General features: G+C 67.2%; 18 protein-coding genes. 10 read left to right on the forward strand and 8 right to left on the reverse strand.

Going from position 1 to position 16,918, the window contains the following annotated elements; translation table 11 throughout:
- Nucleotides 1-32: 32 nt before the first annotated feature.
- From AC6H42_RS00120 to AC6H42_RS00155, 8 genes are all read right to left on the reverse strand, one after another.
- Nucleotides 33-1,292 carry a hypothetical protein gene (locus AC6H42_RS00120; RefSeq protein ID WP_497547112.1) on the reverse strand — a complete coding sequence of 420 codons (1,260 nt, stop codon included), beginning with the start codon at nucleotides 1,290-1,292 and terminating at the stop codon, nucleotides 33-35.
- Nucleotides 1,293-1,309: 17 nt separating this feature from the next.
- On the reverse strand, nucleotides 1,310-3,331 hold the full coding sequence (locus AC6H42_RS00125) for a hypothetical protein (protein WP_497547113.1): 2,022 nt from the start codon (nucleotides 3,329-3,331) through the stop codon (nucleotides 1,310-1,312).
- A gap of 12 nt (nucleotides 3,332-3,343) precedes the next feature.
- Nucleotides 3,344-3,820 (reverse strand): hypothetical protein, encoded by a 477-nt coding sequence (locus AC6H42_RS00130; protein WP_497547114.1) that lies wholly within the window; start codon nucleotides 3,818-3,820, stop codon nucleotides 3,344-3,346.
- Between the two features lie 174 nt (nucleotides 3,821-3,994).
- Nucleotides 3,995-5,023, reverse strand: a complete 1,029-nt coding sequence (locus AC6H42_RS00135) for an NAD(P)H-dependent glycerol-3-phosphate dehydrogenase (RefSeq protein ID WP_057158435.1) — start codon at nucleotides 5,021-5,023, stop codon at nucleotides 3,995-3,997.
- A 10-nt stretch (nucleotides 5,024-5,033) separates the two neighbouring features.
- Nucleotides 5,034-5,477 carry an SH3 domain-containing protein gene (locus AC6H42_RS00140; RefSeq protein WP_057158434.1) on the reverse strand — a complete coding sequence of 148 codons (444 nt, stop codon included), beginning with the start codon at nucleotides 5,475-5,477 and terminating at the stop codon, nucleotides 5,034-5,036.
- 112 nt (nucleotides 5,478-5,589) lie between these two features.
- Nucleotides 5,590-6,066, reverse strand: a complete 477-nt coding sequence (gene secB / locus AC6H42_RS00145) for a protein-export chaperone SecB (RefSeq protein ID WP_057158433.1) — start codon at nucleotides 6,064-6,066, stop codon at nucleotides 5,590-5,592.
- A 125-nt stretch (nucleotides 6,067-6,191) separates the two neighbouring features.
- Nucleotides 6,192-6,452, reverse strand: a complete 261-nt coding sequence (gene grxC / locus AC6H42_RS00150) for a glutaredoxin 3 (protein WP_057158432.1) — start codon at nucleotides 6,450-6,452, stop codon at nucleotides 6,192-6,194.
- Nucleotides 6,453-6,466: 14 nt separating this feature from the next.
- The gene (locus AC6H42_RS00155; RefSeq protein ID WP_057158431.1) at nucleotides 6,467-6,868 is read right to left on the reverse strand and encodes a rhodanese-like domain-containing protein; all 402 of its coding nucleotides are present in this window, start codon (nucleotides 6,866-6,868) and stop codon (nucleotides 6,467-6,469) included.
- A gap of 105 nt (nucleotides 6,869-6,973) precedes the next feature.
- Here AC6H42_RS00155 and gpmA point away from each other — a divergent pair, with 105 nt between their 5' ends.
- From gpmA to gspK, 10 genes are all read left to right on the forward strand, one after another.
- Nucleotides 6,974-7,720 carry a 2,3-diphosphoglycerate-dependent phosphoglycerate mutase gene (gene gpmA, locus AC6H42_RS00160; RefSeq protein ID WP_057158430.1) on the forward strand — a complete coding sequence of 249 codons (747 nt, stop codon included), beginning with the start codon at nucleotides 6,974-6,976 and terminating at the stop codon, nucleotides 7,718-7,720.
- Between the two features lie 7 nt (nucleotides 7,721-7,727).
- Nucleotides 7,728-9,293 carry a murein hydrolase activator EnvC family protein gene (locus AC6H42_RS00165; RefSeq protein WP_082552216.1) on the forward strand — a complete coding sequence of 522 codons (1,566 nt, stop codon included), beginning with the start codon at nucleotides 7,728-7,730 and terminating at the stop codon, nucleotides 9,291-9,293.
- 22 nt (nucleotides 9,294-9,315) lie between these two features.
- On the forward strand, nucleotides 9,316-10,812 hold the full coding sequence (locus AC6H42_RS00170) for a S41 family peptidase (RefSeq protein ID WP_057158429.1): 1,497 nt from the start codon (nucleotides 9,316-9,318) through the stop codon (nucleotides 10,810-10,812).
- A 4-nt stretch (nucleotides 10,813-10,816) separates the two neighbouring features.
- On the forward strand, nucleotides 10,817-11,581 hold the full coding sequence (locus tag AC6H42_RS00175) for a HesA/MoeB/ThiF family protein (protein ID WP_057158428.1): 765 nt from the start codon (nucleotides 10,817-10,819) through the stop codon (nucleotides 11,579-11,581).
- Nucleotides 11,582-11,594: 13 nt separating this feature from the next.
- Nucleotides 11,595-13,754, forward strand: a complete 2,160-nt coding sequence (locus AC6H42_RS00180; RefSeq protein WP_497547115.1) for an amidohydrolase family protein — start codon at nucleotides 11,595-11,597, stop codon at nucleotides 13,752-13,754.
- A 74-nt stretch (nucleotides 13,755-13,828) separates the two neighbouring features.
- A complete protein-coding gene (gene gspG, locus AC6H42_RS00185; RefSeq protein ID WP_057158426.1) occupies nucleotides 13,829-14,275 on the forward strand; it encodes a type II secretion system major pseudopilin GspG in 447 nt (148 codons plus the stop codon).
- Nucleotides 14,276-14,284: 9 nt separating this feature from the next.
- Entirely contained in the window at nucleotides 14,285-14,782 is a 498-nt protein-coding gene (gspH, locus tag AC6H42_RS00190; RefSeq protein WP_057158425.1) for a type II secretion system minor pseudopilin GspH, read from the forward strand.
- A 1-nt stretch (nucleotide 14,783) separates the two neighbouring features.
- On the forward strand, nucleotides 14,784-15,200 hold the full coding sequence (gspI, locus tag AC6H42_RS00195; RefSeq protein WP_373888209.1) for a type II secretion system minor pseudopilin GspI: 417 nt from the start codon (nucleotides 14,784-14,786) through the stop codon (nucleotides 15,198-15,200).
- Complete coding sequence (locus AC6H42_RS00200) at nucleotides 15,197-15,847, forward strand: PulJ/GspJ family protein (RefSeq protein ID WP_057158424.1); 651 nt, start codon at nucleotides 15,197-15,199, stop codon at nucleotides 15,845-15,847. Before gspI ends, AC6H42_RS00200 begins: the two co-directional genes overlap by 4 nt.
- Nucleotides 15,847-16,902, forward strand: a complete 1,056-nt coding sequence (gspK, locus tag AC6H42_RS00205; protein ID WP_497547116.1) for a type II secretion system minor pseudopilin GspK — start codon at nucleotides 15,847-15,849, stop codon at nucleotides 16,900-16,902. The genes AC6H42_RS00200 and gspK overlap by 1 nt, the downstream gene beginning before the upstream one ends.
- Nucleotides 16,903-16,918: the final 16 nt, after the last annotated feature.

A 16,918-nucleotide genomic window follows, 5' to 3' on the forward strand; every position in this document is an offset into this window, starting at 1 on the left:
AGGTCGCCTTAAGGTTCAGGCCAACTTGAGGCTCAGGTCAGCTTGATAATCTGCGGCTTGCGCGCCTGGTGGGAGCAGAAGACGAAGCCCTGCAGCTGCTTGGACCAGCGGAACTTGGACCAAGCGCCGTTCTCGGCCGCCTGCAGTTGGGCTTGACCGCCCACGTCCTTGTCCCAGTGCTGCACCGCCACCTTGCTCCAGGTCCATGGATTGGTGGCCGGATTGGTGGCCGGCGGCGTCAGTTTCACCAGCTCTGGCGGCGTCACCGACTGGTCCAGCCCGTACATCGCGCCCAGCTCGTCCACCCACTCCAGGCCCATGGTGTCCGGGCGGTGGAAGTTCAGGCCGCCGCCGTCGTAACCGCCCAGCAGCGCCGGCACTGTGCCCAGCGTGGTGTTGCGCGTGACGGCGCCGGTAGCAAGATTGCGGATGTAGAGCGCGCGGAATGAGCCGTTGGCATAGGCGCCGTTGATGTAGCCGCCGTCCACCGCCACCAGCAGGTTCAGCTTGGGGCATAGCGCCAGCACGCCGTTCTGCAGGTTGCCGCCCAGCGCCGGGTATTGCGTGACGTCGCCGCTCTTGCTGATGAACAGCGTGTAATCGACCTTGCCGTTCACGGCTGCCCACCAGCCTTGGCGCTGCTCGTCGATCACCGTGGTCGGGTAATTGCCGCCCGTGGCCGCGGCCGAGAAGCGGATCTCGTCCGGGGCCGCGTTTTGCGGCTGGCGCGTGGCCAGCTGGCTGTAGCCCAGTTGCGGGCGTGACACGTCCATCAGTTTGAGGCGGTTGGGCAGGCGCGAGCCGGCCCAGAAGAAGGACACCAGCGTGCCTTTCGGCCCGCCGCCCCAGGCGGTCGGCAATTCCTGCAAACCGAGGTAGCTGTGCGGGTTGTAGGGCGTGCCGTCGGCCGCGTAGCCGTTGGTGAAGCTGCCGGAGGCGTTGCTTTGCAGCGGCACGTTGGCGGTTTTCCATGTTAGCGTGGTGAAGTCGCAGATCAGCGTGAACTGCAGATTCGGAAGGCCAGGCGACGATTCGTGGCCGGCCGAGTAATACACTTGCGCGCCGTAGGTGCCGTAGTCGCGCAGGATGGCGCTGCCGCCCCAGATCACGAACGGCGTGTTCATCAGGTAGTTGTCGGCCTTGTAGATCGACGGCGTCACGCTCATCGGCGTGTTGGACATCGGCACGTCGGCGAAAAAGCCGGCCGGGGGGACCCAGGCCGGCAGTACCGGCCGCGTGACGGGATTGGCCGCCACGGTGATGGTGAAGACATTGGATGATGCTTGGCTCATAATTTTCCTTGGCGGAGTTAGCTGGTGCGCGGCTGCACGCCCCATCCGGGCGATTTGTTCCAGCCGGCGGCCAGTTCGTTCCAGTTGCTGGCGCTGATCATGCGGTTGTAGGCGGCTTGCGCGCCGGGCACGCCGTGCTGCACGGCATAGGCGATGGCAGGCTGCAGGTTGCCCCAGTAGCCGGTGGCGTCTGGGAAGTTGCCGCCCCGCAGGGGGCCGGCAACGCCGGGGTTGCGCATGGCCTGGGCCGCGAAATACAGGTCGCCCCAGCTGGCGTACCACGGGCCGGTGCCGCCTTCGAAGTCGGCGCGCTCGACCGGGGCCACCGGCATGTAGTACTGGGCCGCGTCGCGGTACAGATAGTCGCTGTCGGCGGTGCCGCCCAGGCGGCCGATGATGCTTTGCGCCTTCCACGCAAAGAACGCGTTCAGCTTGCCGAGCACGGCGGCCGCCAGCGGCGGCTGCAGGTCGATCGCATAGCCGATGGCGGCGGTGAAGAAGTCCTGCTGCCAGGTGGCTTCGGACTGCACGCCGTAGCCCTGCGTATAGTTGGTGTAAGGCACCACGAAGCCGAATTTGTTGTTGGACTTGGCCACATAGGTGGCGTGGTAATGCTCCACGTTGGCGGCCAGCGAGGCCGTGAACTCGCCGCGCAGCGCGGTGTCGCTGTCGGGCGTCACGCACAGCGCCTGCGCCAGCGTGCGCAGCGACCATGCCGCGCCGCGCGTGGTGTTGGAGCCGGAATTGGACAGGAACACGCCGGCCGCATAGCTGCGGTGGTTGTCCGGATTCTTCAGGTAGCCCAAGGTGGCCGAGAACTGGACTTCCTCCATGAAGTAGAAGCGCCCCGTCAGCAGGTAGGCGGTGTAGCCGATGGACGGATGGTGCGGCGTGTCCCACACCGGCGCCACGGTGCCGGTGGCCGCTGCCGTGGTCTGGCCCTTGCTCGAACCGCCCACGCCGCTGACCGAGCTGCTGCCGTGCGCCACCAGGTTGGGGTAGCTGGAAAAGCGCAGCGGCCGCTGCGTGGTCTCGTCGCGGAAGTGGATGCCGTAGCGGCCCGCGCCGTAGGCGTTCACCAGCACGGCGGCGTAGGCGCGCGCATCGCTGCTGGTCAGGTAGAGCGCGTCCCATTCGGGAATCAGGCCGATCGCGCCGTGATAGCCGGTCTGGCCCATGGCGTTCGCGTAATTCCCTTGCTGCAAAGGCGTGTACGTGGTCGCCAGGCCGTTGAATGCCGTGGCGGTGGACGGCACCGCGCCGCGGTAGGCCGGCACCAGGCGCGACGCTTGCAAGTATGCCTTGTCGTGGCTGGGCGTGATCTGCGGGTCGCTGCCCAGCCAGTGGCCGTGCGTGGCGCCCTGCAGCAGCACGGTGCGGCAATGGTGCGGCAGGTCGATGGCCGCGCTGAAGCGCTGCGTGCCGCCCAGCGTGAAGGTGTAGGTGGCGCTCTTGTTGGTGGGGCCGGCCACTTTCAGGTAGCCGTTTTCCACCCACGGCAGCACTTCCACCGCGCCGCCCGCGTACAGCCGCACTTCCAGCCACGCCACTAGGTGCGCGTCGCTGCCGATGGGCTTACGGTAGATCCAGGAACTCATGGCCGGGCCGGCCACCCAGGCCATGAAAGGCGCGTCCCAGTCGGCGCCGGACCAGCTGGCCATGCCGAAGCTGCCGGCGCCGACGGCGGCGGCAAGGTTGACGGCGCGCAGCGCAGCCGTGCTGAGCGCGGCGGCGGTGCTGGCCGTGCCGCTGGCGTTCAGCGTGTAGCTCTGCGGCGTGTTAGCCGCCAGCGTGGCGCGTCCGGACAGGGTGGCGAACTTGAGCGAGCCGTCCGGCCAGTGGTTCTTGGCCGTCACCTGCAGGCCGGGCAGGCTGCTGCCGACGAATTTGCCTGCCGGCACCTGGCCTTGGCGGAAGGCCTGGCCCAGGGTGAATGGCAGGTTGGCGCCGCCAGCCGCCGAGCTCAGCGTGAAGCTGGCGAACGATGCCGCAGGCGCCTGCACCTGGATGATGAAGGGGTTCGAGGAGGACTGTGCCATAAGGTCAGCCTGTCAAATATCGCTGGCGGTCAGCACGTGGCCGTCGGTACTGCCGACTGCGCCGATGCCGTCGTAGACGAAGGACAAGGTCCTGGCGTTGTAGGTCACGCCGGGCGGCAGCGCCAAGCCGTTTAGGGCGATGGCCAGCGGGCCGCCGCTGGCGCTCTTGACGTATTTTGAAATGGAAATGGTGCTGGCCACGCCTTGCGTAAAGGTCAAGGTGGGCACTACGGTCCAGATCGGCGGCGCGCCGGCCGGCACCAGGGCAGACGGGCCGCTGGCGCCGCCGGAAGCGGTGCTTGGCGGCAACACCGGATCGGCCAGCGCGGGGCCGGCCAGGCTGGTGCCGGCTTCGGCACTGCCACCGCCGCCGCACGCCTGCAGCGCCATGGTGGCGGCGCTGGCCGACATCAGCTGGATGAAGCGGCGGCGCTGTTTTGCCGGGTTGTTGTCGCTGGATGGTCCGCTGGACTCAAGAGAATATTTCATTGCCAATGATCTTCTGAAAATAAGGGAAGAGTGGGACGTTGCCGCCCTGCATGACAACTAGTTTCGCACAAAATTGAGGCAAATTCGCGTCGGTTTCAAATGTGCGCCGCATTTATTTTGTTCGGCAAAATGACAATTGACGGAACATTATTTAACTTTTGAATACTAGCAGTTTCATATAAGCAAGCCATTTTCGCCGCGCGGATCGCGCGCCAGCAACTGCGCCACCAGGGCCTGCGGCTGGTCGCCGTCGAACAGCACGCCGGCCACCGCGTTGGTGATCGGCATGTCCACGCCGAGGCGGGCGGCCAGTTCGCGCACGGCCTTGGCGCACGGCACGCCTTCGGCCACATGGCCGAGCTCGTTGACGATGAGGTCCAGCGCCTTGCCCTGCGCCAGTCCGAGGCCGACGCGGCGATTGCGCGACAGGTCGCCGGTGCAGGTGAGGATGAGGTCGCCCATTCCGGTCAGGCCCATGAAGGTTTCCACCTGGCCGCCCAGCGCGGTGCCCAGGCGGGTGATTTCAGCCAGGCCGCGCGTGATCAGGGCGGCGCGCGCGTTCAGGCCCAGGCCCAGGCCGTCGGCCACGCCGGTGGCGATGGCCAGCACGTTCTTGACCGCGCCGCCCACTTCCACGCCCACCAGGTCGGCGCTGCTGTAGACCCGGATATTGCCGCCGTGCATGGCCGCCACCACGCGGTCGCGCAGCGGCGCGGACGTGGAGGCGATGGTCAGCGCGCACGGCAGGCCGCGCGCCACTTCCTGCGCGAACGAGGGGCCGGACAGCGCACCGCCGGGCACGCTGTCGCCCAGCACCTCGCGCATGATCTGGTGCGGCAGCAGGCCGCTGCCGTACTCAAAGCCTTTGCATAGCCAGACCAGGTTGGGGAGGGCGCGCCCCTTCAGCTGTTCCAGCAGCGGGCGCAGGCCGGCCACCGGGCAGGCCGCGATCAGCAGGTCGCTGCCGTGGGCCAGCGCGGCGTCGAAATCGGCGCCGACGCGCAAGCCGGGCGGGAAGGGATGGCCAGGCAGATAGTGGAGATTGTCGCGCGCGGCCGCCATTTCCTGCATGGCAGAACTGTTGCGGCCCCACAACAAGACGTCGTGGCGTGCGGCCAGCGCCATGGCCACGGCGGTGCCCCAGGCGCCGGCGCCGAGCACGCTGATCCGGCGCGCGCCGGCGGCAGGTTGATGGTTATGCATGGCGGTGTGCTTAAATGCCCCAGATGTCGCTGCTCTTTACGTAGCCGCTCAGGCCGTCGCGGTGGCGCACCTTGATCCAGCCGTTGCCGGCCGATTCGGCCAGTTCCAGCAGCACGCCCTTGTCGGCCAGGAACACCGTGGCGGCATTGTCGTCGGCGGCGGCGCGCACCTTGGTGTTGGCCGCGCGCACCACCAGGGTGCGCTTGGGGCTCAGGCTTTTCGCTTCGGTCCAGGCCAGGTCGCCGTTGGCGTCGCGCACCTTGACCCATTCGCCGTAGCTCAGCACCACTTCCAGCGGCATGCCGCGCGGCGCCACGAACAGCTTGCCGCCTTTGGTGGAGGGGGCGTCGTACAGGATGGCCGGGGCCGCGCCCACCGATTTGAAGTCGAGCGCGTGCCCGGCCGTAGCGGCCAGCAGCAGTGCTGCGCCTGCGATCCATCGGAAGAGTGTCATACCGGGCCTCTGATCAGAATTCGGGAGTGGAAAAACGCAAAGGCCGCTGCCGGCCTTTGAAAGGGCGGCGCGCAAGGCGCACCGCCGGACTGCATCCTCATTGCGAATGCAATTAGTGTGCCGCACCTTCGGCAGGTGCTGCGGCAGCTTGCTGCTCGGCCAGCGCTTGCAGGCGCTGCTGGTAGAACACTTCGAAGTTGATCTCGGCCAGGTGCACTGGCGGGAAGCCGGCGCGGGTGATCATGTCGGCGATGTTTGCGCGCAGGTAAGGGTACACGATGTTCGGGCAACCGATGCCCAGCAGCGGATCCAGCTGGTCGGCAGGGATGTTGCGCGCTTCGAAGATACCGGCTTGCTTGCCTTCAACCAGGAAAGCCACTTTATCTTTGATCTTGGCCGTCACGGTGATGGTGACGGTCGACTCGAAGATGCCTTCCGCCAGCGGCTCGGCAGCCACGTCCAGCGCGACTTCGATCGCAGGCGCTTCCTGTTCCAGGAAAATGGCTGGGGAGTTCGGCTGTTCCAGCGACATGTCTTTCAGGTAGACGCGTTGGATTTGGAAGACTGGTTGCAGATTTTCGTCAGACATGGTGCGCTTTCTTATGTAGGAAAAGAGCGGCAGAACCGCTCGCTGTTAGGGTACCCGCGCGGCCCGTCCCGGTAGGGCGGGCGCGCAAATGCGCAGCAATTGTAGCAAAACCAATTTGAGGGCGGTCAGCCTTTTAACAAGGGGTCCAGGCCGCCGGCTTGATCGAGCGCATACAAATCGTCGAAACCGCCGACATGGGTGTCGCCGATGTAGATTTGCGGCACGGTGCGGCGGCCGGTTTTTTGCATCATCAGCACGCGCTGCTCGGGGTCGAGGTCGACGCGGATCTTGTTGATGCCGGTCACGCCCTTGGCTTCCAGCAGGCGCTCGGCGCGCACGCAATACGGGCACACCGCAGTGCTGTACAGGGTTACGTTGGCTGTCATGGTGCTATCCTCCGTTATTTGGCCAGCGGCAAGCCGGCGGTCTGCCAGGCGGCCTGGCCGCCATCGAGCACGACCACGTTGTCGAAGCCGGCGCCGCCCAGCAGCTTGGCGGCGCCGAACGCGCGGCCGCCCTTCTGGCACACCACGACGACAGTGCGGTTCTTGAATTTGTCCAGTTCAGCGAGGCGCTGCTTCAGTTCGCCGGCCGGGATATGCTTGGCGTCCGGCAGGTGGCCCTCGGCGTATTCTTTGGCCTCGCGCACGTCCAAGATGGTGGTCTTGCCGCGATTTATCAACTGCACGGCCTCGGACGGGCTGACCTTTTTGCCGCGCTGGGTGAGTACCGGCCACAGCAGTGCGCCACCCGACAGGGCGACGATACCAATAAGAAAAATCTGATCAATAAGGAATTTCACGGTGTTCCAATGGTTATAGGTTATGCGCGCATTATAAAATAGAAGCTGAACAGAGGCTGAAACGCTGCCTCCCGCAGATTTTTTCACACTTTATAGATAGTTCCCATGTACAAAATTGTCTTCATGCGTCACGGCGAGTCCACCTGGAACCTCGAAAACCGCTTCACCGGCTGGACCGATGTGGATCTGACTGAAAAGGGCATAGCCGAGGCCAAGGCCGCCGGCCAGGTGCTGAAACAGGAAGGCTACACCTTCGACCTGGCGTACACCTCGGTGCTCAAGCGCGCCATCCGCACCCTGTGGCTGTCGCTGGACGAAATGGACATGATGTACCTGCCGATCAAGCACGACTGGCGCCTGAACGAGCGCCACTACGGTGCGCTGCAGGGCCTGGACAAGGGCGAAACCGCCGCCAAGTACGGCGACGAGCAGGTGCTGGTATGGCGCCGCAGCTACGACACGCCGCCGCCGCCGCTGGCCGAAGGCGACGACCGCACTTCCTTCAACGACCCGCGCTACGCCGGGCTGCCGAAGGACAGCATCCCGCTGACCGAATGCCTGAAGGATACCGTGGCGCGCGTGATGCCGGCCTGGGAAGAGGACATCGCCCCGGCCATCCGCGCCGGCAAGAAAATCATCATTTCGGCGCACGGCAACAGCCTGCGTGCGCTGATCAAGATGCTCGACGGCATCAGCGACAGCGACATCGTCGGCCTGAACATCCCCAACGGCCAGCCGCTGGTGTACGAGCTGGACGCCGAGCTGAAACCGATCCGCCACTATTACCTGGGCGATCCGGCCGCAATTGCTGCCGCGCAAGCTGCGGTGGCCAACCAGGGCAAGGCCAAGTAAGTAGTTGATGTCCTGGTCTTCTACCACCCGCGCTGCGGGCGCGCTGCTATTGTCGCTGCCGCTCCTGATGTCCGGGGCGGCGCACGCCGCCCCTGCCAAGCCCACCGAGCGCAGCAAGCAGAAGCTGCAAGCCGAAGCCGAGCGCGCCGGCCTGCAGCAAAAGCTCAACGAGCTCAAGCGCGATATCGGCAAGACCGAGAGCGCCCGCGAGGACGCGGCCGACACGCTGGCCGAGTCCGAGGAGGCGATCTCGAACGCCAACCGCAGCCTGCGCGAGCTGTCCGAGGAGCAAACCCAGACCAACGTCCGGCTGCAAGCGCTGGGCGCGGAACGCGCGCGCCTGCAGGCCACGGTGGAGTTGCAAAAGCAGCAGCTGGCCAAGCTGCTGCGCGAGCAATACGTGGCGGGCAATGAAGACCGCATCAAACTGCTGCTGTCCGGGGACAACCCGAACCGCATCAACCGCGACCTGCAACTGATGGCCTATGTGTCGCAGGCGCAGGCGCGGCTGCTGGAATCGCTGCGCGCCAACTTGCGCGCGGTGGAAGCGAACCAGGCCGACGCGCAGAACGCGCGCGACGAACTGGAAGAGATTGCGCAGGAAGAACAGCAGCAGAAAGCGCTGCTGGTCAAGGAAAAAGCCAAGCGCGCCGCCGTGCTGGCCGGCCTGTCGCAGCGCCTGGTGGCGCAGCGCAAGGAGGCGGGCAAGCTGGCGCAGGACGAGCAGCGCATGGCGGGCCTGGTCGACAAGCTGGGCAAGCTGATCGAAGAACAGGCCAGGGCCGCCGCCGCCGAGAAGGCGCGCCTGGAGCGCGTGGCCGCCGCCAAGGCCGCCAAGGCCAAGGCTGACGCGGAGGCCAGGGCGCTGGCGCAGGCCAGGGCGCGCGAGCAGGCCAGGGTGCGCGCCGAGGCGCTGGCCAAGGCCCGCGCCGCGCAGGCCGAGCGCGAGCGCATCGCCAAGGCCGAGGGCAAGCCGAAACCGGCGCCGCTGCCGCTGCCGCCGGCTGCGGTGACGCCGCCGGCGCCGCCGCAGACTGCCCAGACCGTCCCGCCGGCCCCGGCTGGCGAGGGCGGCAAGCTGGAGCCGATCGAAGTCGATGAAACCAAAGTGGCGGCCGTGAAGGAAGAGCCGCCGGCGCGCAAGGCCGACATCGCGCTGGCCCCGGCCATGCCGGACGGCGCCTTCGCCGCGCTGAAGGGCCAGCTGCGTGCGCCGGTGGCGGGCAAGGTGGCCGCGCGCTACGGCAGCAAGCGCGGCGACGGCCCGAGCTGGAAGGGCATGTTCATCCGCGCCGCCGAAGGGGCCGACGTGCACACGGTGGCCAGCGGCCGCGTGGTGCACGCCAGCTGGCTGCGCGGCTTCGGCAACCTGATCATTGTCGATCACGGCGGCCAGTACTGGAGCTTGTACGCCAACAACCAGTCGCTGCTGCGGCGCGTGGGCGAAGTGGTGAAGGCCGGCGACGTCATCGCGGCGGCCGGAAACACCGGCGGTAACGAAGAATCGGGTTTATACTTTGAGCTCAGGCACAAGGGCAAGGAATTCGATCCGGCCAGCTGGGTCAAATTCTGAAGTCCAACACAGCGGAACAATCATGGGTAACAAGTTCAAGAATTTCGGCCTGATCGGCCTGGGCATGGTGGCCGGGGTGGCCGCTTCCCTGCAGTTTTCCGCTGTGGCACAGAAAGCGCCGGCCATGCCGCTGCCGCTGGAGGAGTTGCGCCAGCTGTCGGACGTGTTCGGCCTGATCAAGTCCGACTACGTGGAAGACGTGGACGAGAAAAAGCTGGTCACCGAAGCCATTTCCGGCATGGTGGCCTCGCTCGATCCGCACTCGGTCTACCTGGACAAGAAGGCCTTCAAGGAGATGCGCGAGTCCATGCTGGGCAAGTTCGTCGGCATCGGCATCGAGGTGGGCATCGAGGACGGTTACGTCAAGGTGGTGTCGCCGATCGAGGATTCGCCCGCCTTCAAGGCCGGCATCAAGGCCGGCGACCTGATCACCCGGCTCGACAACACGCCCATCCGCGGCCTGTCGCTGGATGAGGCGATCAAGAAAATGCGCGGCGAGCCGCACTCGAAAATCGTGCTGACCCTGTCGCGCAAGGGCGAGGACAAGCCCATCATCGTGCCCATCGTGCGCGAAGAGATCCGCGTGCAGAGCGTGAAAGCCAAGATGATCGAACCGGGCTACGCCTGGCTGCGCGTGTCGCAGTTCCAGGAGCCCACGGTGGACGACATGGCGCGCAAGCTGGCCAGCCTGTATGCGCAGAACCCGGGCATCAAGGGCCTGGTGCTCGATCTGCGCAACGACCCGGGCGGCGTGGTGCCGGGCGCCATCGGCGTCTCGGCCGCCTTCCTGCCCAAGGACGCGGTGGTGGTGTCCACCAACGGCCAGCTGGCCGACTCCAAGCAGACTTTCTATGCCCGCCCAGAATATTATTCCGGCCGCGCCAACAGCGATCCGCTGGCCAAGCTGCCGGCCGCGCTGAAGAGCGTGCCGATGGTGGTGCTGGTCAATTCCGGTTCCGCCTCGGCCTCCGAAATCGTGGCCGGCGCGCTGCAGGACTACAAGCGCGCCGTGGTCATGGGCACGCAAACCTTCGGCAAGGGCTCGGTGCAGACCCTGCGCCAGCTCACCGCCGACACCGCCGTCAAGCTGACCACCGCGCGCTATTACACGCCGCATGGCCGCTCGATCCAGGCGCGCGGCATCGTGCCGGACATGCTGGTCGACGAAACCGCCGAAGGCGACGGCCTGAACAGCATGCGCCTGCGCGAGGCCGACCTGGTCAAGCACCTGAACAACAAGGACGACAAGGAACTGCCGTCCGCCGTGCCGCAGCCTTTGCACGACGAACTGGAAGAAGAGCAGCGCCTGCTGGCCTTGTCCAGGACGCGCAAGCCGGTGGAATTCGGCAGCAAGGACGACTTCCAGCTGGCGCAGGCGCTGAACCACTTCAAGGGCCTGCCGGTGCAGCTGTCCAAGACCGAGAAGGCGCGCGACCTGGAGGTGGAAGCGTCCGCCAAACCCGCCAAGCCGGACGCCCCCGTCAAGCAGGACGCGCCCGCCCAGCCCCTGAAGAAGTAAGGCGATGGACGACAGCCAGCTGCTGCGCTACTCGCGCCACATCCTGCTTGACGAAATCGGCATCGAAGGCCAGCAGAAGCTGCTGGACGCGCGCGCGCTGGTGATCGGCGCCGGCGGCCTCGGCTCGCCGGCCGCCATGTACCTGGCCTCGGCCGGCGTGGGCCGGCTCACCATTGTCGACAACGACACGGTCGACCTGACCAACCTGCAGCGCCAGATCGCCCACAACATGGCGCGCGTGGGCCTGCCCAAGGCCGAATCGGCGCGCGCCACGCTGGCCGCCATCAATCCCGCCATACAGATCGAGGCGCTGGTCGAGCGTGCGGACGACGCGCGCCTGGCCGAACTGGTGAGCCGGGCCGACGTGGTGCTTGACTGCACCGACAACTTCGCCACCCGCCACGCCGTCAACCGCGCCTGCGTGGCGCACGGCGTGCCGCTGGTGTCGGGCGCGGTGATCCGCTTCGACGGCCAGGTCAGCGTGTTCGATCCGCGCGGCGGGGCCGGCCGCAGCGCGGACCTGCCGTGCTACTCCTGCCTGTTCCCGCAGGACCAGCCCTTCGAGGACGTGGCCTGCTCCACCATGGGCGTGTTCGCGCCGCTGGTGGGCGTGGTCGGCGCCATGCAGGCGGCCGAAGCGCTCAAGCTGCTGATGGGCATAGGCGAGCCGCTGGCCGGCCGCCTGCTGCTGCTGGACGGCTTGCGCATGGACTGGACCTGTATCAAAATCGGCCGCAACGACGCGTGCCCGGTGTGCGCACAACCCTAGGAGACCGACCCCGATGAAGCGACTTTCCGCCGTCATGGCCGTGGCGATTGCCTCGGCATTTGCCGCTTACGCCCCCGCCTCCGCCATCGCGGCCGAAACCCTGCGCTATGTGCTCATCACCGAGAACGGCAAGCAGGCCGGCGAACAGGTGGTCGAGCGCGGCGACGATGGCCTGACCAAGGTGCGCTTCATCTACAAGAACAACGGCCGCGGCCCCGAGCTGACCGAGCAGATCCGCTACAACGCCGACGGCACCATGGCCAGCTACGCCGTGCAGGGCAACTCCACTTACGGCGCGGTGGTCAACGAACAGTTCGCCATCCAGAATGGCAAGGCCGCCTGGCAGTCCACCACCGAGCGCGGCGAGCAGGCGCTGAACGGCCCGGCCATGTACGTCCCGCTGAACAACTCCTTCGAGGTGGCGTCGGCCGCCATCGCCGCGCTGGCCGCCGCCCCGGGCGGCAAGCTGGCGCTGTTGCCCTCGGGCACGCTGACCCAGCGCAAGCTGGCCGAAGCGCAGGTGACGCTGAATGGCCAGAGCCAGCAGGTGCAGTTGCTGGCGCAGACGGGCCTGGGCCTGTCGCCCCAGTTCTACTGGGCCACCATGGGCAACGCTGCCGCTGGCGCTGCCGCAACCAGGCCGCGCCTGTTCGCGGTGGTGATCCCGGGCGCCTTCACCGCCATCGAGCAAGGCTGGGAAGCGAACGGCCCGGCGCTGGCCGCGCTGCAGAAGGACGCCGAGCAGAAGATGCTGGCCGAGCTGGCATCGACCCTGCAGCATCCGCTGAACGGCCTGACCGTGGTGAAGAACGCGCGCGTGTTCGACAGCGAGAAAGCCAAGCTGGGACCGGCCTCGGACGTGTACGTGCTGCGCGGCCGCATCACCGCCGTGCTGCCGGCCGGCTCGCCGGTGCGCGGCGCCGTCAACGAGATCGACGCCGATGGCCGCGTGCTGCTGCCCGGCCTGTTCGACATGCACGGCCATGTGGGCCGCTGGGAAGGCGGCCTGCATATCGCCGCCGGCGTGACTTCGGTGCGCGACATGGGCAACGACAATGCCCAGCTGCAGCAGATCATGGACGAAACGGCGGCCGGCAAGCTGCTCTCGCCGCAGGTGGTGCCGTCCGGCTTCCTGGAAGGGGAAAGCCCGTACTCGGCCAACCTGGGCTTCGTGGTCAAGACGCTGCCGCAGGCGAAAAGCGCCATCGACTGGTACGCCGAGCACGGCTACCCGCAGCTGAAGATCTACAACTCCTTCCCCCGAGCCATCCTGAAAGACACGGTGGCGTACGCGCACAGCCGCGGCATGCGCGTGTCCGGCCACATCCCGGCCGGGCTGCGCGCCTTCGAGGCGCTGGACATGGGCTTCGACGAGATCCAGCACATCAACCAGGTGATGCTGAACTTCCTGGCCACGCCGCAGACCGAAACCCGCACCCTGGAGCGCTTCGTGCTGCCGGCCGAGAAGAGCGCCGCGCTGAAGTTCGATTCCAGGCAGGTCAAGGACTTCATCGCCCGCCTGGCCCGGCAGAAGACCGTGATCGACCCCACGCTGGCCACCTTCGCCTTCCTCAAGCAGAAGGACGGCGACATGAACACGCCGTTCGCCGCCATCGCCCCGCACATGCCGCCGGACCTGCAGCGCGGCTTTCGCGTCGGCACCATGAAGATCGCCGACGACGCCACCCTGAAGCGCTACCAGCAGTCCTACGCCCACATGGTGGACTTCGTGGGCCGCCTGTACCGGGCCGGCGTGCCCATCGTGGCCGGCACCGACGAGCTGGCGGGCTTCACGCTGCAGGCCGAACTGGAATTGCTGGTGCAGGCCGGCCTGACGCCGTCGCAGGCGCTGCAGGTGGCCACCCGCAACGGCGCGCTGTACACGCGCACCAGCCACGAGCGCGGCAGCATCGCGCCGGGCAAGCTGGCCGACCTGGTGCTGGTGGATGGCGAGCCGACCAAGAATATCGGCGACGTGCGCAAGGTGGCCGCCGTCATCACGCGCGGCTTCCTGGTCTATCCGCATGAGGTCGACAGCGCGCTGGGCATCCGGCCTTTCGTCACGGCGGCCCCGGCGCTGAAGAAACTGGCGCCGGTGTCGAGCAACATCGCCGGCGGCGGCAACGAAGGCGCCCTGCAGCGCATCGGCGTTTCCGCCCATCGCCACGATTAGAGCTTATCGTCACAACCTGATCGTCACAATTAGGCCTTATACTTCGCACTCTCACCTGGAAAGTGTCCTTGTTTATGCAAAACGTTACATTCCCTGCCAAGCGCCGCGCGCGCGGTTTCACCCTGATCGAGATCATGGTGGTGGTGGTCATCATGGGCGTGCTGGCCGCGCTGGTCGTGCCGAAGCTGCTGGCCCGCACCGGCGAGTCGAAAGTCGCCGCCGCCAAGGTCGATATCGCCACCGTGATGCAGGCGCTGAAACTGTACAAGCTGGATAACCAGCGCTACCCGACCACCGAACAGGGCCTGCAGGCGCTGCTCACCAAGCCCACCACCGGCCCGGCCGCCAACGGCTGGAAGGCGGGCGGCTACCTGGAAAAGATGCCCAAGGACCCGTGGGGCAACCCCTACCAGCTGCTCTCGCCCGGCCTGAAGGGCGAAGTGGACGTGTTCTCGCTGGGCGCCGACGGCCAGCCCGGCGGCAGCGGCGACGATGCCGACATCGGCTCCTGGGACAACTAGGCTACCGTCATGGCGGCCGCCGCGCGCTTTCACCAATCGCAGCGCGGCTTTACGCTGATCGAGCTGCTGGTGGTGCTGGTCATCGCCGGCATCACGGTGGGGCTGGTGTCGCTCAACGCGGCGCCCAGCCGGCGCCAGGGCATGCAGCAGGAAGCGCAGCGCGTGGCGCTGCTGCTGCAGCTGGCGCGCGACGAAGCCATCGTGCGCAACCGCCTGGTGGCCTTCGAGGCGGGGCCGGAAAGCTACCGCTTCCTGGTGCGCAACGAGCAGCGCGTGTGGGAGCCCATCACCACGCAGGACCGGCAGGACGACCTGCTGCGCGAACGCCAGTTCAAGAACAGCCCCGTCACGCTGCTGCTGGAGCCGGCTTCGACCGTGCCCGGCGACACCCTGCGCATCACCTTCGGCCGCGAGCCGGTGGATAAACCCTTCGCGCTGACCATGGCCAGCGGCGACGTCAGTGTCGTCATCCGCGCCGACGGCATCGGCCACTTCACGGTGGACTGATATGCACGCCAATTTGCCCGCCACCATGCACGCCAACTGCACGCACGCCGCGGCCCGCCGCGCGCGCGGCTTTACCCTGCTGGAAGTGCTGGTGGCGCTGGTCATCGTCGGCACCGCGCTGGGCGCCTCGCTGCGCGCGGTCGGCAGCCTGACGCAAAACAGCGACGGCCTGCGCGCCGCCATGATGGCCACCTGGTCGGCCGAAAACCGGCTGGTGCACCTGAGCCTGAACAAGCAGTTCCCCTCCGTGGGCAAGACTTCCTTCGACTGCCCGCAGGGCGACCTGAAACTGGTGTGCCAGGAAGAGGTGATCGCCAGTCCCAACCCGCGCCTGCGCCGGGTCGAGGTGAGCGTGTTCGACGAGAAGCAGCCCGAGCGCCTGATCATCAAGCTGGTGCAACTGAAGCTGCAGGAATGATGGCCGCCACGCCCAATCCGTTCCGCTCGCGCGGCTTCACCCTGGTGGAGCTGCTGGTGGCGATCGCCGTGCTGGCGATAGTTGCCGTGCTGGGCTGGCGCGGCCTGGACGGCATCGTCCGCTCGCGCCAGGCCCTCACCGAGCAGATGGAGCAGACGCGCGGCATCCAGCTGGCGTTTGCGCAGATGCAAAGCGACATGGAGCAGCGCGCCCTGCGCAAGCAGCTGCGCGCGCGCGAAACGCTGGCGGCGGACGCGGACCGCATGCTCTTCGTGCGCACCGTGCTGGCCGAGGGCGAGCCGTCGCGCCTGCAGGTGGTGACTTACCGCATCCGCGACGGCGTGCTCACGCGGCGCGAATCGCGTGCCACGCGCGACCTGGCGCAGCTCGACGCGCTGTGGGCGGCGGCCGTCAGCGACAGCGACAACGCGCCGGCCGTGGCCCTGCAGAGCGGGGTGGACAGCATGGCCGTGCGCGGCTGGCGCGACAGCGCCTGGCAGCCGGTGCGCGGCGTGCAGGGCGGCCAGTCCGCGGAGGCCGCAGCGGGCAGCTCCGGCGAGCAGGACTTCGACGGCCTGGAACTGACGGTGCAACTGCACGGCCAGGCCGCCCCGCTGGTGAAAGTATTCCTGATGGGGGAGAAGTGATGCGCCGCCATCCGATGGGGCGCCATGCCGTGCCGCGCGCGCGCCAGGCCGGCGTGGCCGTCATCACCGCGCTGCTGCTGACCACCCTGGCGGTCACCATTGTGGCCAGCCTGTTCTGGCAGCAGCAGGTGCAGGTGCGCTCGATGGAGAACCAGCGCCTGCACCTGCAGACCAAGTGGATCATGCGCGGCGCGCTGGACTGGGCGCGCCTGATCCTGCAGCAGGATGCCCGTTCCAACCCCACGGTCACTTCCGAAAACGGCCCCTGGGCCACCCCGCTGGCCGAAACGCGGCTGGACGACTACGTCGAACGCGAGCGCGTGGCCAACGAAAAATTCGATGCCACCCTGTCCGGCCGGGTTACCGACGCGCAAGCACGTTACAATCTCGCCAACCTGGTGCAGAGGGGCGCGCCCGATCCGGTGCAAGTCCAGATTTTCCGCCGCCTGCTGCAGCGCCTGAGCTTGAACCCCGGCCTGGCGCAAACGCTGGCCGAGGAATTGGCGCTAAGCCAGCCGGTCGCGGCCGATGCGGGCGGGGCCGGCGGAACGGGGGGCACGGGTGGAACTGGCGGGGCGGGAGGAGGCGGTGGCGCGGGCGGCGCCGGCGGCGGGCTGGCGGGCAGCAGCAACGGCACGCGCCGCGAGCCGCTCGAGCTGATCCGGGTGGAAGACTTGCTGGCGGTGTCGGGCTTCACGCAGCCCATGATAGAAAAGTTGCGCGAGTTCGTCGTCGTCTTGCTGCCCGGGGTCAACGTGAATGTGAATACGGCGCCGGCGGAAGTGCTGGCGGCGCTGGCCGACTGCTCGGTGTCGGAAGCGGCGACGATAGTGCAGTTCCGGCGCCGCACGGCGTTCAATACCGCGGCCGACTTTGGCAACTACCTGGCGGGCCAGACCGGCAAGACGCTGCCGGCCGAGGTGAAGGTGGAGGTGAAGAGCGATTACTTCCTGGTGCTGAGCCATGTCCGGCTGGACCGGGCGGCGCTGGACGCGCAGTCGCTGATTTACCGCGGCCCCAAAAGCCCGGTGTTGCTGTGGATGCGGGAAATTTAGTTTGGAAAGCTTGTTG

The organism is Massilia sp. NBRC 108631, assembly GCF_059704565.1.

What these genes read in the sequence shown, in the direction of transcription:
- gspH (WP_057158425.1), top strand. Translation starts at nt 14,285, where the DNA reads ATGGCGGCCGCCGCGCGCTTTCACCAATCGCAGCGCGGCTTTACGCTG.
- AC6H42_RS00140 (WP_057158434.1), bottom strand. Translation starts at nt 5,477, where the DNA reads ATGACACTCTTCCGATGGATCGCAGGCGCAGCACTGCTGCTGGCCGCT.
- AC6H42_RS00130 (WP_497547114.1), bottom strand. Translation starts at nt 3,820, where the DNA reads ATGAAATATTCTCTTGAGTCCAGCGGACCATCCAGCGACAACAACCCG.
- gspG (WP_057158426.1), top strand. Translation starts at nt 13,829, where the DNA reads ATGCAAAACGTTACATTCCCTGCCAAGCGCCGCGCGCGCGGTTTCACC.
- AC6H42_RS00175 (WP_057158428.1), top strand. Translation starts at nt 10,817, where the DNA reads ATGGACGACAGCCAGCTGCTGCGCTACTCGCGCCACATCCTGCTTGAC.
- gspI (WP_373888209.1), top strand. Translation starts at nt 14,784, where the DNA reads ATGCACGCCAATTTGCCCGCCACCATGCACGCCAACTGCACGCACGCC.
- AC6H42_RS00165 (WP_082552216.1), top strand. Translation starts at nt 7,728, where the DNA reads ATGTCCTGGTCTTCTACCACCCGCGCTGCGGGCGCGCTGCTATTGTCG.
- grxC (WP_057158432.1), bottom strand. Translation starts at nt 6,452, where the DNA reads ATGACAGCCAACGTAACCCTGTACAGCACTGCGGTGTGCCCGTATTGC.
- gspK (WP_497547116.1), top strand. Translation starts at nt 15,847, where the DNA reads ATGCGCCGCCATCCGATGGGGCGCCATGCCGTGCCGCGCGCGCGCCAG.
- AC6H42_RS00125 (WP_497547113.1), bottom strand. Translation starts at nt 3,331, where the DNA reads ATGGCACAGTCCTCCTCGAACCCCTTCATCATCCAGGTGCAGGCGCCT.
- AC6H42_RS00170 (WP_057158429.1), top strand. Translation starts at nt 9,316, where the DNA reads ATGGGTAACAAGTTCAAGAATTTCGGCCTGATCGGCCTGGGCATGGTG.
- AC6H42_RS00200 (WP_057158424.1), top strand. Translation starts at nt 15,197, where the DNA reads ATGATGGCCGCCACGCCCAATCCGTTCCGCTCGCGCGGCTTCACCCTG.
- secB (WP_057158433.1), bottom strand. Translation starts at nt 6,066, where the DNA reads ATGTCTGACGAAAATCTGCAACCAGTCTTCCAAATCCAACGCGTCTAC.
- AC6H42_RS00135 (WP_057158435.1), bottom strand. Translation starts at nt 5,023, where the DNA reads ATGCATAACCATCAACCTGCCGCCGGCGCGCGCCGGATCAGCGTGCTC.
- gpmA (WP_057158430.1), top strand. Translation starts at nt 6,974, where the DNA reads ATGTACAAAATTGTCTTCATGCGTCACGGCGAGTCCACCTGGAACCTC.
- AC6H42_RS00180 (WP_497547115.1), top strand. Translation starts at nt 11,595, where the DNA reads ATGAAGCGACTTTCCGCCGTCATGGCCGTGGCGATTGCCTCGGCATTT.
- AC6H42_RS00120 (WP_497547112.1), bottom strand. Translation starts at nt 1,292, where the DNA reads ATGAGCCAAGCATCATCCAATGTCTTCACCATCACCGTGGCGGCCAAT.